This is a genomic window from Pseudomonas sp. BF-B-15 (genome assembly GCF_019946675.1).
Taxonomy (GTDB): Bacteria; Pseudomonadota; Gammaproteobacteria; order Pseudomonadales; family Pseudomonadaceae; genus Aquipseudomonas; species Aquipseudomonas migulae.
In genome coordinates this window covers 1-15,696 of the sequence record NZ_JAGYFZ010000056.1, presented here as the reverse complement: position 1 = coordinate 15,696, position 15,696 = coordinate 1, and the positions used below count along the sequence as shown (strand labels likewise).

15 protein-coding genes are annotated in these 15,696 nt (G+C 60.9%); 10 read left to right on the top strand and 5 right to left on the bottom strand.

Annotated features, from left to right (window positions below; translation table 11 throughout):
• Nucleotides 1-157: 157 nt before the first annotated feature.
• On the bottom strand, nt 158-1,063 hold the full coding sequence (locus KGA97_RS18315) for a LysR family transcriptional regulator (protein ID WP_202949197.1): 906 nt from the start codon (nt 1,061-1,063) through the stop codon (nt 158-160).
• Nucleotides 1,064-1,274: 211 nt separating this feature from the next.
• Here KGA97_RS18315 and KGA97_RS18310 point away from each other — a divergent pair, with 211 nt between their 5' ends.
• Both KGA97_RS18310 and KGA97_RS18305 read left to right on the top strand, forming a co-directional pair.
• Nucleotides 1,275-2,150 carry an MBL fold metallo-hydrolase gene (locus tag KGA97_RS18310; protein WP_223481227.1) on the top strand — a complete coding sequence of 292 codons (876 nt, stop codon included), beginning with the start codon at nt 1,275-1,277 and terminating at the stop codon, nt 2,148-2,150.
• A gap of 41 nt (nt 2,151-2,191) precedes the next feature.
• Nucleotides 2,192-2,806 (top strand): NAD(P)-dependent oxidoreductase, encoded by a 615-nt coding sequence (locus tag KGA97_RS18305; protein WP_223481226.1) that lies wholly within the window; start codon nt 2,192-2,194, stop codon nt 2,804-2,806.
• A 93-nt stretch (nt 2,807-2,899) separates the two neighbouring features.
• Here the strand turns inward: KGA97_RS18305 and KGA97_RS18300 are convergent, their stop codons facing one another.
• Nucleotides 2,900-3,781: a LysR substrate-binding domain-containing protein gene (locus KGA97_RS18300; RefSeq protein ID WP_223481225.1), complete on the bottom strand. Its 882-nt coding sequence runs from the start codon at nt 3,779-3,781 to the stop codon at nt 2,900-2,902.
• 160 nt (nt 3,782-3,941) lie between these two features.
• On the opposite strand from KGA97_RS18300, the gene KGA97_RS18295 reads away from it, so the two are divergent.
• The 6 genes from KGA97_RS18295 to KGA97_RS18270 all read left to right on the top strand — a co-directional run bounded on the left by KGA97_RS18295 (nt 3,942) and on the right by KGA97_RS18270 (nt 11,434).
• Entirely contained in the window at nt 3,942-5,579 is a 1,638-nt protein-coding gene (locus tag KGA97_RS18295; RefSeq protein WP_223481224.1) for a 5-guanidino-2-oxopentanoate decarboxylase, read from the top strand.
• Nucleotides 5,576-7,024: an aldehyde dehydrogenase family protein gene (locus KGA97_RS18290; RefSeq protein ID WP_223481223.1), complete on the top strand. Its 1,449-nt coding sequence runs from the start codon at nt 5,576-5,578 to the stop codon at nt 7,022-7,024. The genes KGA97_RS18295 and KGA97_RS18290 overlap by 4 nt, the downstream gene beginning before the upstream one ends.
• A gap of 295 nt (nt 7,025-7,319) precedes the next feature.
• Nucleotides 7,320-8,423, top strand: a complete 1,104-nt coding sequence (locus KGA97_RS18285) for an extracellular solute-binding protein (RefSeq protein WP_008034320.1) — start codon at nt 7,320-7,322, stop codon at nt 8,421-8,423.
• A 186-nt stretch (nt 8,424-8,609) separates the two neighbouring features.
• Complete coding sequence (locus KGA97_RS18280) at nt 8,610-9,518, top strand: ABC transporter permease (protein WP_008034316.1); 909 nt, start codon at nt 8,610-8,612, stop codon at nt 9,516-9,518.
• Nucleotides 9,515-10,363: an ABC transporter permease gene (locus KGA97_RS18275; protein WP_223415988.1), complete on the top strand. Its 849-nt coding sequence runs from the start codon at nt 9,515-9,517 to the stop codon at nt 10,361-10,363. Before KGA97_RS18280 ends, KGA97_RS18275 begins: the two co-directional genes overlap by 4 nt.
• 15 nt (nt 10,364-10,378) lie before the next feature.
• The gene (locus KGA97_RS18270) at nt 10,379-11,434 is read left to right on the top strand and encodes an ABC transporter ATP-binding protein (RefSeq protein WP_192228606.1); all 1,056 of its coding nucleotides are present in this window, start codon (nt 10,379-10,381) and stop codon (nt 11,432-11,434) included.
• 122 nt (nt 11,435-11,556) lie between these two features.
• On the opposite strand, the gene KGA97_RS18265 is transcribed toward KGA97_RS18270, so the two are convergent.
• Nucleotides 11,557-12,486 (bottom strand): AraC family transcriptional regulator, encoded by a 930-nt coding sequence (locus KGA97_RS18265; protein WP_192228607.1) that lies wholly within the window; start codon nt 12,484-12,486, stop codon nt 11,557-11,559.
• 334 nt (nt 12,487-12,820) lie between these two features.
• Between KGA97_RS18265 and KGA97_RS18260 the strand changes: the two genes are divergently transcribed.
• Together KGA97_RS18260 and KGA97_RS18255 are read left to right on the top strand one after the other, a co-directional pair.
• Entirely contained in the window at nt 12,821-13,174 is a 354-nt protein-coding gene (locus KGA97_RS18260) for a putative quinol monooxygenase (RefSeq protein WP_008034309.1), read from the top strand.
• Between the two features lie 41 nt (nt 13,175-13,215).
• On the top strand, nt 13,216-13,446 hold the full coding sequence (locus tag KGA97_RS18255) for a hypothetical protein (protein ID WP_008034307.1): 231 nt from the start codon (nt 13,216-13,218) through the stop codon (nt 13,444-13,446).
• On the opposite strand, the gene KGA97_RS18250 is transcribed toward KGA97_RS18255, so the two are convergent.
• Both KGA97_RS18250 and KGA97_RS18245 read right to left on the bottom strand, forming a co-directional pair.
• Nucleotides 13,447-14,076 (bottom strand): flavin reductase family protein, encoded by a 630-nt coding sequence (locus KGA97_RS18250; RefSeq protein WP_008041982.1) that lies wholly within the window; start codon nt 14,074-14,076, stop codon nt 13,447-13,449.
• 226 nt (nt 14,077-14,302) lie between these two features.
• Nucleotides 14,303-15,625 (bottom strand): MFS transporter, encoded by a 1,323-nt coding sequence (locus KGA97_RS18245; RefSeq protein WP_008041981.1) that lies wholly within the window; start codon nt 15,623-15,625, stop codon nt 14,303-14,305.
• Between the last annotated feature and the right edge of the window lie 71 nt (nt 15,626-15,696).

Below are 15,696 nucleotides of genomic sequence, written 5' to 3'. Positions count from 1 at the left end.
TCAGCATAGGTCAGCGGCAGTGAGTTGCCAGTCATGCATTACCCCCTGTAGGAGCCAGCTTGCTGGCGATGAACGTAAAGGCACCGCGTTCATCCGGTAAGCCCGCGTTATCGTTAACGACCATCGCCGGCAAGCCGGCTCCTACAGGGGGGCGTATCTACAATCCTGCATCCCACTCTGGTTCTTCCGGAAACCTGAGCACCAGAAAATCCAGCACGCTGCGCAATGCCGCCGGCATGTGCTTGCGTGAGGCATACACCGCGTAGATGTTCATCTGGCGCGGTTCGGCCTGGGGCAGCAGGCGGATCAGTTCGCCGCTGTGGATATGCACACCCGCCTGATAACTCGGCAACATAGCCACCCCGGCACCAGCGATTGTTGCGCGCAGCAGGGTGCTCGCTTCGTTGGCGCTGATGTTGCCCTGCACCGGCACCGAGACCGGTTCGCCGTCCTGCTCGAAATGCCACAGGCTTTTGCCGAAGTAGGAGTGGGTCAGGCAGTTGTGCTGGCTCAGGTCTTCCACCCGCATTGGCGTCGGGTGTTCCTGCAGGTAAGCGGGGGCGGCGCAGATCACCGAGCGGCAGACCGTCAGCCGCCGCGCAATGAGGTTCGGGTCCAGGTCATTGCTGGTGCGAATCGCCAGATCGATGCGCTCATCCACCAGGTTCACCGTGCGGTCGAGCATCTGCAGGTCGATGCTGACGCCGGGGTAACGTTTGACGTAGGCGGCCATCGCATCCGCCAATTGCGCCTGGCCGAACGAGGTGCTGACGCTGATCCGCAGCAGGCCGCGCGGCGCATCGTCCGGCTCGCTGACGGCGGCCTGCATGTCCGTGGACAGGTCGAGCATCTGCCGACAGCGCGGCAGGATTTCACTGCCGGCGGCGGTCAGGCTCAATTTACGCGTGGTGCGATGCATCAGGCGCGCGCCAACCCAGTCTTCCAGTTCCGCCAGATACCGCGAAACCACCGGCCGCGACAGGTCCAGGTGGTCGGCGGCGGCCGACTGGCTGCCGAGGTCGACCACCGTGACGAATACGCGCATTGCTTGTAGACGATCCATGATTTGCCCGCTTTCAGAAACAAACTATGTCTAAGCATCGCATTTTTTGTAATGAATAAGGCAACTAAGCTCTGTCCATATTCTGTAGGAGCCGGCTTGCTGCGGGCGGTGTTGATAACGCGTAGTTCCTGGATAAACGCGGCGTCTTCAAATCCATCGCCAGCAAGCCGGCTCCTACACAAAGGGCGTCTATCAAACAACGGAGCAACAGATGATCGGTTTCAACCTCAAGCGTATTTTGCTGGCCACGGCCACCCTCGGTTTCGCGGCCCAAGCGGCGGCATCGACGCTGACGCTGGATGTTTACAACCCCGGCGAGAAAGCGATCTTCCCGGTGACGTCGGTGCTGGTCAGCGGCGAGAAAGACGCGATTCTGGTGGACGCGCAATTCGGCAAATCCCAGGCCGAGCAAGTGGTGGAAAAAATCCGCGCCAGCGGCAAGCAACTGACCACCATCTATATCAGCCACGGTGACCCGGATTACTACTTCGGCCTCGACACCCTGACCGCCGCGTTCCCCAACGCCAAGGTGCTCGCCTCGCAACCGACCGTGGACCACATCAAGCAAACCGTCGACGGCAAACTGGCGTTCTGGGGGCCGAAAATGGGTGCCGACGTGCCGGCCAAAACCATGGTGCCGGACGTACTCAAGGGCGACAGCCTGATGCTCGAAGGGCAGAAGTTGCAGGTGGTAGGTCTTGAGGGCAAGCAACCGGATCGCACCTTTGTGTGGATCCCGTCGATCAAGGCAGTGGTCGGTGGCGTGGTCGTCGCAGAAAACATTCACGTGTGGATGGCCGATACCCAAACCGCGCAGTCCCACGCTGACTGGCTGGCTACGCTGCACTCCATCGAAACCCTGAAACCGCACACCCTCGTGCCGGGTCACTACCTTGGCAAAAGTGCCCGCTCCCTGGCCGCGGTGCAGTTCACCGCGGATTACATCAAAGCCTTCGACGAAGAAACCGCCAAGGCCAAAGACGCCGCCGCGCTGATCGCCGCGATGAAAAAACGCTACCCGAAACTGGGCGAAGAAAGCTCGCTGGAGCTGAGCGCCAAAGTCGCCAAGGGCGAGATGAAGTGGTAACCCGATTCACCCACTCACACTGATCCACACTGGAGAACGTCATGAGCAACATCGCAATCATCGGTGCCACCGGCCGTGCCGGCAGCCAACTGTTGGAAGAAGCCCTGCGTCGTGGTCATAGCGTTACGGCCATCGCGCGCGATACGTCGAAAATCGGCCAGCGTGCCGGGGTGGTCAGCAAGAATGTCGACGTGCTGGATGGCGACGCCTTGCAAGCCGCTGTGACGGGGCATGATGTGGTTATCAGCGCGGCACATTTCGCCACGATTCCCGCCGCTGCCGTTGTGATGCCGGTGAAGAACGCCGGGGTGAAACGTCTGCTGGTGGTGGGCGGTGCCGGTTCGCTGTTGCTGCCGGACGGCACCCGCGTCATCGACAGCGAAGGCTTCCCTGCGGAATACAAGGCAGAGGCCAGTGCCGGTGCGTTGTTTCTCGAAAACCTGCGCAAGGAACAGGAACTGGACTGGACCTTCTTGTCGCCCTCGGCGGAGTTTGTCGAAGGTGAGCGTACGGGCACGTTCCGGGTTGGCAAGGATGATTTGCTGGTGAGCGGGGCGGGGCGCAGCTGGATTACGTTTGCTGATTATGCGATTGCGATGTTGGATGAAGTGGAAGCGCCGAAGCACTCCCGTCAGCGGTTTACTGTCGGGTATTGATGGCGCGGCTTAAACCTTCGCCGGCAAGCCGGCTCCTACAGGGGGTGATATGAACCTTGTAGGAGCCGGCTTGCCGGCGATGCTTTTGGGCCTTCACCGACTCTGCGCCTGCTCCACCAACCACCCCATCAATTCGCGCAACTTCGGCGAAGGTGCAGGTTTCTCCGGGAATACCAGGTAATACGCCAACCCGGTTTTCACCTTCAATTCAAACGGCATGACCAGCCGCCCGGCACTCAGGTCATCGCCAATCAACGACCAATCGCCAATCGCCACACCTGTCCCCTGAGACGCCATCGACATCGCCAGGTCCAGGGTTTCGAAATGCTGACCCTTGCTGACATTGCTCAGTTGAAGATCCGCCGCTTTCAGCCAGGCATTCCAGTCGCGCTCATCCCGCGTCGGGTGCAGCAGCAAGTGCTGTTGCAGATCCGCCGGTGACTGCAAGGCCTGTGGCCCTTCCAGCATCGGTCGCGAACACACCGGCGTCAGTTGCTCATCGAACAGCAGATAAGACGTCAGCGCGTTGTCCGGCGGCGCGCCATACATCACCGCCGCATCGAATTGCTCGCGATGAAAATCCACACCGTGCTTGACCGTGGTGGTCAGCTCCACCGGCACATCCGGACGCTCCCGCTGCCACTGCAACAGGCGCGGCAACAACCAGCGCATCACACAGGTCGGCGCCTTGAGTTGCAGGGTTTCGCGCTTCTCGCCGATCTGCTCCACCGCCTCGTCGATCAAGCCGAAAATCTGCTGCACCCGTGGCAGCCACTCCCGTCCTTCAACCGTCAAATCCAGGCCGCGGGCCTGGCGAATGAACAGCTCATAACCCAAATGTTCTTCCAGCCCGGCGATCTGTCGACTCACCGCGCCCTGGGTGATGAACAGCTGTTCGGCGGCACGGGTGAAGTTGCAGCACTGCGCGGTAATCAGAAAAGTGTGCAGCGCCGGCAGGGGAGGCAATCGTTTCATTGGGATCCAAGGTATGACGTGAGGACATGGCTAGTATGACTTTTTATCCATTGTTGCGGCTACGTGTCGCCCGTTCCAATGAGGCCATCCCTGGACCTGCCCGCTCATCATAAACACTGCGCAGGCCCGGCGTCTCAAACGAACAAAAAGGGCAAAAGACATGGCGACGTGCGGCGAAGTATTGGTCAAGTTACTCGAAGATTACGGGGTTGAGCAGGTATTCGGCATCCCTGGGGTTCACACCGTGGAGCTGTATCGCGGGCTGGCCCGTTCGAGCATCAACCACGTCACTCCGCGTCACGAACAGGGCGCCGGTTTCATGGCCGACGGTTATGCACGCACCAGCGGCAAACCGGGTGTGTGCTTCATCATCACCGGCCCGGGCATGACCAACATCACCACCGCGATGGGCCAGGCCTACGCCGATTCGATCCCGATGCTGGTGATCTCCAGCGTGCAGACACGCAGCCAGTTGGGCGGTGGTCGCGGCAAGCTCCACGAGCTGCCGAACCAGAGCGCATTGGTCGGCGGCGTGGCGGCGTTCTCCCACACCCTGATGTCGGCGTCCGAATTGCCGGGCGTGTTGGCCCGCGCTTTCGCGCTGTTCCAGGCCGGTCGTCCGCGTCCTGTTCACATCGAAATCCCACTGGACGTTCTGGTTGAAGAAGCCGACGACCTGCTCAGCAGCCTGCCGGTCAATATCGACCGCGCCGGTGCTTCGCCAAGCGCGATCAGCCGCATGACCGAACTGCTCGCCGGCGCCAAGCGTCCCTTGATTCTCGCTGGTGGCGGTGCCATCGATGCCGCTGCGGAATTGACTGAACTGGCTGAATTGTTGGACGCGCCAGTGGCGCTGACCATCAACGCCAAAGGCATGCTCGAATCCAGCCATCCGTTGTTGATCGGTTCGACCCAGAGCCTGGTCGCGACTCGCGCCCTGGTTGCCGAGGCCGATGTGGTTCTGGCCATCGGCACCGAGCTGGCCGAGACCGACTACGACGTCACTTTCGCCGGTGGTTTCGAAATTCCCGGCAAGCTGCTGCGCGTTGATATCGACCCGGACCAGACCGTGCGCAACTACCCGCCGCACATCGCACTGGTAGCCGATTCGCGCAACGCTGCCCAAGCCTTGCTGAGCGCGCTGTCCCACAAATCGCTGGCCGAGCGCCGCAACGATTGGGGCCAGGTCCGCGCCGCACGTCTGCGCGAAGACCTCGCCGCCACTTGGGACGCGCCGACTCTGGCCCAGACCCGTTTCCTCGAAACCGTCCTGCACGAATTGCCGAACGCGGTGTTTGTCGGCGATTCGACCCAACCGGTGTACACCGGCAACCTGACCTTCAACCCGGAGCGTCCGCGCCGCTGGTTCAACTCGTCCACCGGCTACGGCACCCTCGGTTATGCCTTGCCGGCAGCGATTGGCGCCTGGCTCGGCGGTAGCGTTGAAAACGGCGCGCGTCCTCCGGTGGTGTGCCTGATCGGCGACGGTGGCCTGCAATTCACCCTGCCGGAACTGGCCAGCGCCGTTGAAGCGCGTACCCCGGTGATCGTCCTGCTGTGGAACAACCAGGGCTACGAAGAGATCAAGAAATACATGGTCAACCGCGCCATCGAGCCGGTCGGCGTAGACATCTACACCCCGGATTTCATCGGTGTCGCCAAGGCATTGGGCTGTGCGGCTGAAGCGGTCAGCGGTGTTGAACAACTGCGCAGCGCCTTGCGTGTAGCCACCGATCGCCAAGGCCCGACCCTGATTGAAATCGATCAGACTCTGTGGATGCAGGCGGTGTCGAAATGACTTTCCCCACCACTCTTGATGGTCTGTTCATCGACGGTAAATGGTCGGCGGGCAGCGAACACCTGCGCGTGATCAACCCGGCCACCGAAGCGTTGCTGACCACCGTGAATGGCGGCGATGCACACGCCGTCGATCAAGCCGCAAATGCAGCCACCGAAGCCTTCAAGGCCTGGTCGCAAACCACCGGCGCCGAGCGCGGTGCCATCCTGCGCAAAATCGCTGCGGGCGTGCAGGCCGGTCGCGACAAGTTGATGCACTTGCAGTCGAGCAACAACGGCAAACCGTTGTTCGAAGCGGCCATCGACGTCGATGACGTGATCGCTACTTTCGAGTACTACGCAGGCCTGGCCGAAGGCCTCGACGCCAAACAGGACAGCAACGTCGAGCTGCCCACCGACGACTTCAGCGCCCGTGTGCGCCGTGAGCCGTGTGGTGTGGTCGGCCTGATCGTGCCGTGGAATTTCCCGATGGTCACCACCGCCTGGAAACTCGCCCCGGCCCTGGCCGCCGGTTGCTGCGTGGTGCTCAAGCCTTCCGAAGTGACGCCGCTGCCGGAGCTGGAACTGGCGGCGATCATCGCCGAGGCCGGTTTGCCGAAGGGTGTGTTCAACGTGGTCTGCGGCACCGGTCTGGCGGTCGGCGCGCCGATGTCGGCGGACCCGCGCATCGCCAAGATTTCCTTCACTGGCAGCAACGCGGTCGGCGTGCAGGTGATGCAGCGCGCCGCAGAAACCGTGAAGGGCGTGAGCCTGGAACTGGGCGGCAAATCCTCGCTGCTGGTGCTGGCTGATGCCGACATCGAGCTGGCCGTGGAAGTGGCCTGTGGCGGTGGTTTCTTCAACGCCGGGCAGATGTGTTCCGCCACCAGCCGCGTGCTGGTCGCCGATGAACTGGCCGACGAATTCCTCCTGCGCCTGAAGGCGCGTACTGAAGCCATCCGCGTGGCCGACCCGTTCGACCCGAACGTGGAAATGGGCGCACTGGTCAATCAGGCGCAATACCAACGCGTGCTCGGCCACATCGATCGCGGTTTGAGTGCTGGCGCCAAGCTGATCTGCGGCGGCAATCGCCCCGCAGACTTGCCGCGCGGTTATTTTTTGCAGCCGACGATTTTCACCGAAGTGCCCCTCGACAGTGCGCTGTGGTGTGAAGAGATTTTCGGCCCGGTGATCTGCGTGCGCAGTTTCGCCACCGAAGCCGAGGCGATTGCCCTGGCCAACGACAGCCAGTTCGGCTTGGTGGCCAGCGTGGTGACGCGCAACGCCGAGGCGGCGGATCGGGTTGCCAACGCCTTGCAGGCGGGGCTTGTGTGGATCAACGCGCCGCAAGTGATCTTCCCGCAGACCGCCTGGGGCGGCTACAAGCAGAGCAGCATCGGCCGCGAATTGGGGCCATGGGGCTTGCAGGCTTTCCAGGAAATCAAACACGTGATTCGCGCCGTCTGACGCGTATCTCTGTAGGAGCGAGCCTGCTCGCGATGGACGTCAACGATAACGCGGGGAGTCAGAAAACCCGCGTCGTTCATGCACTTTTCGCGAGCAGGCTCGCTCCTACATGAGGCATGCGCTGGCGTCATGGCTTCAATGAATTTTTATCGATAGTCAGGTGTTTTACACGACCTCAGGATGAACTCACTGGTTCAGCCAAGCCCCCGAAAATACGGGGGATAACACTGATCCGGCCGCGCGGATGCAACAGTTTCGACCTGCCTTATACCTACAAAAACAAAGGGAGTCCGTAATGGGCGAGCATGATCTGAACAGACGTCAATTCATCAAAACCGTAGGCGTGGCCTCGGTTGCCGCGGCAGCCATGAGCTTGCCCTTCGTCAAGGCCAATGCCAGCGACACGCGCTTCCAGGGCAAGACCCTGCGCCTGCTGACCTGGTCCGATGACACAGGCCTGGCGGCACTGCGCAACATCGCCGCAACGTTCGAAGACAAGTACGGCTGCAAGGTCATCGCTGACCGCACCGGCAGTACTTCGGAAATGGTCGCCAAACTCAAGGCCGGCGGTGATCGTCCGCAATACGACATCATCACCCTGGCTGGCGTTGGCGCCGAAGGTCTGGCCGCCGCCAACCTGCTGGAAAAACCCGACCTCAACCGTATTCCCAACCTGGTGGATGTCCCGGAGAAATACCGCACCGGCGCCAATGGCCACGGGATCGGTTACCTGCTCTGGTGCAACAGCCTGGTCTACAGCACCCGTACCATCAAGGAAGCACCGGACAGTTATGCCGCCCTGTGGGACGCGGAGCTGTCGCCGAACATCTTCCTGCCGCCGCCGAACTGGACCGAAGCGATGGACCTGATCATCATCGCCGCCAAACTGGCCGGTGGTGACGAACACAACATCGAACCCGGCTTCAAGAAACTCGCCGAGCTGAAGGATCGTGTGGTGACCCTGGGTGAAAACCCGAACCAGATCGCCGAGCTGTTCCGCACCGGTTCCCTGGACATGGGCGGCTTGTACGCACCGGCCTTCTTCCCGAAACAGATCCGCGATCCGGCCTACGGCCTGGGTGCCACGTTCGGCATGAAAGAAGGTTTCTACACCGACCTGATGCTGTCGGTGATGCCGAAAAACCGTCCGGGCGATACCGACCTGACCTACGCGTTCATCAACCACTCTCTGGACCCGCTGGTGCAGGGCAAGATGGCTGAGGACATTTACAACGGCCCGGTCAACGCCAAGGCGATCATCTCCGCCGAAGCGCGCAAGAGCCCGTACATCCTCACGCCTGAGCAGATTGCCGAGAAGGCGATCATGCACGACAACGCCTTCCTGGCCTCCGTGCATGACCAATGGATTCGTCGCTACACGGAAATCTTTTCTTCCTGATCGAGTGGCGAACACAGGCCTTCCAAACGCCGTAACCCCCTGTAGGAGCGAGCCTGCTCGCGATGGTGTGTCAGCCACATCAGTGTCGACTGACACACCATCGCGAGCAGGCTCACTCCTACAGGGATCTTCAGTGGTTGAAGATCCTGTGTTTGCCAGCTGCTTTCCATTGACGAGACCCTTGCTATGGAACACCAACCTCTGACTCATCCGGTCGATGCAGCTCCTGTGCGCGCCAATCGGGGTGTTTCGCCGACGACCCGCGCCTGGTTTTTTCTGACGCCGTCGATGCTGTTTCTCGGCGTGCTGATTGCCGCCAGCCTGCTGGTGCTGCGCATGAGCGTCGGCACCAAAGGCGCGGAATGGACCGGGTTCAGCCTGGCCAGTTACGCCCAATTGCTGGAACCGTATTACCTCAAATCCTTGCTGCTGACCTTGCGCCTGGCGCTGATCAGCGCAGTGATCGCCGTGGTGCTGGCGATCCCGGTGGCCTACACCATGTCGCGCCTGACGTCGCCGTTTGTGCGCAGGATCTTCCTCGCTGCGGTGCTGCTGCCATTGCTGGTCAACCTGCTGCTGCAAAGCTACGGCTGGCTGGTGATTCTCGGCCCGGGCGGCATGCTCAATCAGGCACTGATGGGCCTGGGCCTGATCAAGCGCCCGATCATGTTGCTGTACAACCAGAACGGCGTGTTGATGGGCCTGGTGCAAACCGCGTTCCCGTTGGCCGTGCTGCCGATTGCCAGCGCCATGCGCGGCGTCGCCCGCACTTACGAAGAGGCCGCCGCCACACTGGGCGCCAGTCGCTTTCAGGTGTTCCGCCAGGTGGTTCTGCCGATGAGTTTTCCGGGGATCATCACCGGCGCGACACTGGTTTTCGCTTACAACGCCAGCAGCTTCGTGGTGCCGTTGTTGCTGGGTGGCCGACGCGTGCCGATGCTGGCGGTGATGGTCCATGACCAGATCGCCCCGCTGATGAACTGGCCCGCCGCGTCCGCCGCCGGTGTGGTGCTGATTGTCACCACGCTCGCGATCATGACTTTGTCCGAATACATCACTGGCCGTCGTCGGCGCATGCTGGAGGCTTCGCAATGAGCTCTGTGATCAAGAAGCGTTATTCGCTGCTGCCAGGCGAAACCGGCAAGTTTGCCGGCATCCTCTCGGGGTTCATTTTGCTTCTGGCGGTGTTGCCGATCCTGACCATGATCGTCATGTCGTTCAGTGGTTCGTCGAACCTCGACTTCCCGCCGAGCAGCTACAGCCTGCAATGGTACAAGGCCGCCTGGCACACCTTCGTGTCGCCGGACGCGAGTGATGTGCTGAGCCTCGGTAAAGCCATGACCACCAGCCTGATGGTGTCGTGCCTGACCATGGTTTTCGCCACGATCATCGCGGTGCCGGCGGCTTATGCGCTGACCCGTTGCGAGTTCCGTGGCAAAGCGGTGGCGCTGCAACTGATGTCGCTGCCGCTGGTGTTTCCGATGGTGGTATTGGGCCTGGCATTGCTGCTGGTGTTCGACAGCCTGCCGTTCCAGATGACCACCTCGCGGCTGGTAATCGCCCACGTGATCCTGGCGCTGCCGTTCGTGGTGAAAAACTGCACGGCGGCAATGCTCTCCATCGGCAGCGAAGTCGAAGAGGCCGCGCAAATGCTCGGTGCTTCGCCAACGCGGGCGATCATCGATGTGGTGGTGCCGCTGATGAAATCGGGGATTCTGGCGGGGATGCTGTTGGCGTTCATCGTCTCGTTCAACGAATTCACCGTGACCTATTTCCTTTACACCATCGACGTGATGACCGTGCCGATCTGGATGTACAGCCGCACCGTGTCGTCGCTCGACCCTACCGTATTTTCGTTTGCCGTGCTGATCGTGCTGATCGACTTCGTCCTGATCTGGGCGTTGGAGAAGCTGGTCGGTGAAGGTGGCGTTTCGTTCTGATTCTTGAGGTGATTTATGTCTGGTCTGATTCTGGAAAACGTCGAGAAACATTACGGCTCGGCCTGCGCGGTAAAGGATGTGAACCTGCATTTGCCGGAAGGCAAACTGGTGTGTTTCCTCGGCCCTTCGGGCTGCGGTAAAACCACCTTGCTGCGGATGATCGCCGGCCTCGAAACCTTGACCGGCGGCGAGATTCGCCTGGACGGTGAAGACATCGGCCAAACCCCGGCGCATCTGCGTAATTTCGGCATGGTGTTTCAATCGTTGGCGCTGTTTCCGCACATGACCGTTGGGGAAAACATCGCCTATCCGTTGAAACTGCGCGGGGTCAGCAAGGCTGATCAGCACAAGCGCGTAGTGGAGTTGCTGGAACTGATTCAGTTGCAGGAAATGATTGACCGCCCGGTGGCGAAGCTGTCTGGCGGTCAACGTCAGCGTGTGGCGATTGCCCGGGCGATTGCCAACCACCCGAAAATCCTCCTGCTGGACGAACCGCTGTCGGCGCTGGACGCCAAGCTGCGCGAGTCGATGCAGGTGGAAATCCGTCAGCTGCAACAACGCCTGAACATCACCACCATCATGGTCACCCACGACCAGCGTGAGGCGATGACCATGGCCGATATCGTCGTGGTGCTGGGTGAGCATCGCGTGCAGCAGGTCGGCACGCCGATCGAGATCTATCGTCATCCGGCCAACGAGTTTGTCGCGGACTTCATCGGTTCGGGCAACATCTTCCCGGCGACCGCGCTGGGTAACGGCCAGGTCAGCCTGCCGGGGGGCGATGCGCTGCAAGTGCCGATCTGCACGAGCATTGCGGCGGGAGAGAGGGTCAAGATGCTGATCCGCCCTGAGGACCTGCAACTGTCGCATCCGCAGGCGACGGCGGGGAATCGTTTGTTGGGCACCGTGACGTTCGTGCGTGATATCGGCGCGACGATCGAGACGACCGTGGAGTGTTCCGGGGTGTCGTTTACCGCGTTGAGCACGCCGTGCCAGGGGTTTGGGTTGAGCATTGGCAACCCGGTGTCGGTGACGTTGCCGGCCGAGGCTTGCCGAGTACTCGGCGCGTAAAAAGCGCACCCCCTGTAGGAGCGAGGCTTGCCCGCGAAGAAGGCAGCGCGGTACTTCTGGAAAACTGCGTTATCGTTCTTCGCGGGCAAGCCTCGCTCCTACAAATGTGCGGTTGAATTCGGCTAAACCGTCAACCGCAACCGCGCCAGATCCCGCAGCGGCGGCGCCCCGAACAACCGGCTGTACTCCCGGCTGAACTGCGACGGGCTTTCATACCCGACGCGATACCCCGCCGCCGACGCTTCCAGCCCTTCGGCCAGCATCAACCGCCGCGCTTCCTGCAAGCGCAGTTGCTTCTGATACTGCAACGGACTCATCGCCGTCATCGCCTTGAACCGGTGATGCAAGGTCGACACGCTCAGATTCACTTCCTTGGCCAGATCATCAATGCGCAGCGGTTGCTCATAATTGCCGTTGAGCCATTTGATCGCCTGGCTGATGCGGTGGCTCTGGCTGTTGGCAATCGCGATCTCATATAAGCGATGGCCCTGCTGACTGCGCAGCAACCGATAGAGAATCTCCCGGCGAATCAACGGTGCGAGCATGGCGATGTCTTTCGGCGTGTCCAGCAATCGCGCCAGGCGCAACACCGCGTCGAGCATCGCGGTGTCGATCCGTTCGACATACAAACCGCGACCGGTGGGGCGGGTCGGCACGCCCAAAGGGCCGGCGTCGGCTATCAGTGCGGTGATTTCCGCCGGATCAATGTCCAGCCGCACCGAGAGGATCGGTTCTTCAGAGGTGACGTTCACTATCCGCCCGCTCAGGGGCATGGAGACCGATACCACCAGGTAATTCAGCGGGTCGTAATTGAAGTATTCGTCGGCCAGTCTGACCTCTTTGCGCCCCTGCGCCATGATGCACAACGCCGGTTGCGCCAGCACCGGGGCGAATTCATGGGACTGGCTGTGTTTGCCCATGAACAGCGAGGCGACGGCAGTGGCATAAGTGCCATCCTCCATCGTGTTGCGACGGATGATAGCGGCCAGTTCCGCGCGCTGTTTCTCCATGTCGGCGTCCAGCGGGGCTTGAAAGTGATCGAGCGACGACATGCAGGGCATCCTCGGCGAAGCAATGGGAATGAGCTGAGCTTAAATTTGTGCAAGGCACAGCGGTAGACACATCCTGCGAAAAGCTTGCCTGATTCTGCACGGGGTTGAAGAGGCGTGCTGCCAAGGCAGTCTATGGCAGAGAAAACTTGCTCGAACCTCGTGTTTCAGGCCTGTGACACTATTCACACATTGTTACAGGTACGGAATGCAGCCTCGCAGGATTGTGCAACAAGCCGGCAGGAATCGACTAACGGGGCGGCGTGCAGGGGCTTAATCTTGGATCCTGTCGCAGCCCGTCCCACGGCTGCCACTCGAGTACCTGGGAGGGTTGAACATGTCTAAGCAGATCCCCGTCAGTCATATGGCCTTCGTCCGGGCCCGCGCCGGGTGTTCGGCGGAACTCGGTGCGCGCCTCAGCGCCTTGATCGAGCCGTCGCGCACCGCGCCTGGCTGCCTGAGTTTTTCCCTGCAGCATTCGCAGTGCGATCCGGAATTGTGGCTGGTGTCCGGTTTCTGGACCCATCAGCAAGCCATGACGGCCTATTTCAGCACGCCGGCCATGGATATTTTTGCTGAGCTGGTGCAAGAGCTGGTGGTCAACAGCCTGGATTTCCATACCTTCAAGGACGTGTCGGCGGCCCAGGCGCAGTGGCAGTCCCGGTCGCGGGTACACAAACTGGCGGGTTGAGGGTTTAATGACGCCATTCTCAATCAGCCAGGATCCGCGACATGGCACGCAAAGCCTTTGAAACCTTCGAAGCCGTATCCGCCGTAGTGCCCCGCGAGGGCGGTTACTATGCGGCGATTGCCACCAAAGCCATCGGTGGTTCGGGCGCACCGCGCTTCAACAAATTGCTGGAAGACCAGACGTTCAAGACCGCCAAAGAAGCGGACGAAGCTGCCGCCCTGCAACTGACGCACCTCAAGGGCGTCGGCGAAGACGGCGAGCTGATCTGGTAATTACCTGACCGCTCCCGGGCGGAACATCTTGAACAAGGCCTCCGGGCCCAGTTGAAAGTAATCCGCTGGTCCGCCACCGCGCAGAATCGGTTCTGCCGCGGCGGTGTCGTACACCCCGTCCTTCAACAGCCATTTGGCGATGTGCACGGCGACCACTTCGCCGAGAATCAGCCAGCTCGGCACCACGTTGCCGTCGGCGCGCTGCAACTGGATGATCTGCGTGACCTTGCACTCGAAGGACACCGGGCTTTCGGCGACCCGTGGCACCTGAATGATTTTCGACGCGACGGGCGTCAGCCCGGACAACTCGAACTCGTTGACCTCTGGCCCGACCATCGCACAGCTCTGGTTCATCTGTTCGGCCAGCGGCCGGGTTGCCAGGTTCCAGGCGAACTCGCCGGTCTGCTCGATGTTGTTCAGGCTGTCTTTGCGTCCGACGCTGGAAAACCCAATGATCGGTGGAATGTAGTTGAACGCGTTGAAGAAACTGTAGGGCGCCAGGTTCAGGCGGCCGTCGGCATCCTGCGAAGAAATCCAGCCGATGGGGCGCGGGCCGACGATGGCATTGAACGGGTCATGCGGCAGACCGTGGCCGTTGGCGGGTTCGTAGTAGTGGATGTCGTCGGGCATGAAGGGATTCCTGTTGGTGTGGCGTTCATAGTGCAAGGACGACCACCTTATTTCCAGTCGACTCTATCCCTGTAGGAGCCAGCTTGCTGGCGATGGAGTGTCAGCCAACACTTTTGTCGCTGACACACCATCGCCGGCAAGCCGGCTCCTACAAGGGAATGTGTCGGGCAAAGAAAAGGGGCAGACCCGCTAAGGTCTGCCCCATTTTTTTGTTGCGCTGACGAGCTTAGTCCGTCTCGATCCGCGAATGTTTGCGGGTGTCTTTCATGGTGATGTACACCAGCAACGACACGGCAATACACGCGGTGACATACCAGTAGTAACCGGTTTCCATGCCAATGCTCTTGAACCACAGCGCGATGTATTCAGCGGTGCCGCCGAAGATCGACACGGTCAGGGCGTACGGCAGGCCAACGCCCAGGGCGCGGATTTCGGTCGGGAACAGCTCGGCTTTCACCACGGCGTTGATCGAGGTGTAGCCGCTGACGATGATCAGCGCCGCCATGATCAGGAAGAACGCGCCCCACCACGACTGGATGGTGTGCAGGGTGGTGAGGATCGGCACGGTAAACAGCGTGCCGAGGATACCGAAGGCAATCAGGATCGGCCGACGACCGACCTTGTCCGAGAGCCCGCCGATGATCGGTTGCAGGCACATGAACAGGAACAGCGTGGCAGCGGAAATGGTGGTGGAGTCGGAGATGCTCATGCCGACGGTGTTCACCAGGTATTTCTGCATGTACGTGGTGTAGGTGTAGAACGCCAGGGTGCCGCCCATGGTCAGGCCGACCACGGTCATCAGTTCCTTGGGATGGCGCATCAGCGTGCGCATGGCGCTTTCTTTTTTCTCTTTCTTGACCTTGGTGAACGACTCGGTCTCTTCCATGCCACGGCGCAGGTAAAGCGCGACCACGGCACACAGCGCGCCGATGGCGAACGGAATACGCCAGCCCCACGCGTACAGCTCTTCGGTGGTCAGCACTTGTTGCAACACGATCAGCACCGCCAGTGCGATGAGCTGGCCAGAGATCAGGGTCACGTACTGGAAGCTGGAGTAGAAACCGCGACGCTCCTTGGTCGCCATTTCGCTGAGGTAGGTGGCCGAGGTGCCGTATTCGCCACCGACCGACAGGCCTTGCAGCAGACGGGCGAACACCAGCAGGATCGGCGCGCCGATGCCGATGGTTTCATAACCGGGGCTCAGGGCAATCAGCAGCGAGCCGAAGCACATCAGGTACACCGAGGCCATCAATGCGCGTTTACGCCCGGCCTTGTCGGCGTAGAGGCCCATCAGCCAGCCACCGATCGGGCGCATCAGGAAGCCCACGGCGAAGATCGCGGCGGTATTCAGCAGTTGGGCGGTGGTGTCGCCTTTGGGGAAAAACGCTTTGGCGAAGTACAGGGAGAAGGCGGCATAGACGTACCAGTCGTACCACTCGACCATGTTGCCGACCGAACCGCTGAAGATCGATTTGATACGACTGGCGGTGGTTCTTTCTTTGACCGGCACGGCAGCCGACCCAAGGGGCAGGGCGTTGGAGTTATCCATTGAAGGATCCTTCGTTTAATTGTTTTTGTGGAGCGCGTTTAAACGCAGCCTGCAGGGGCTATAGCAGGAGG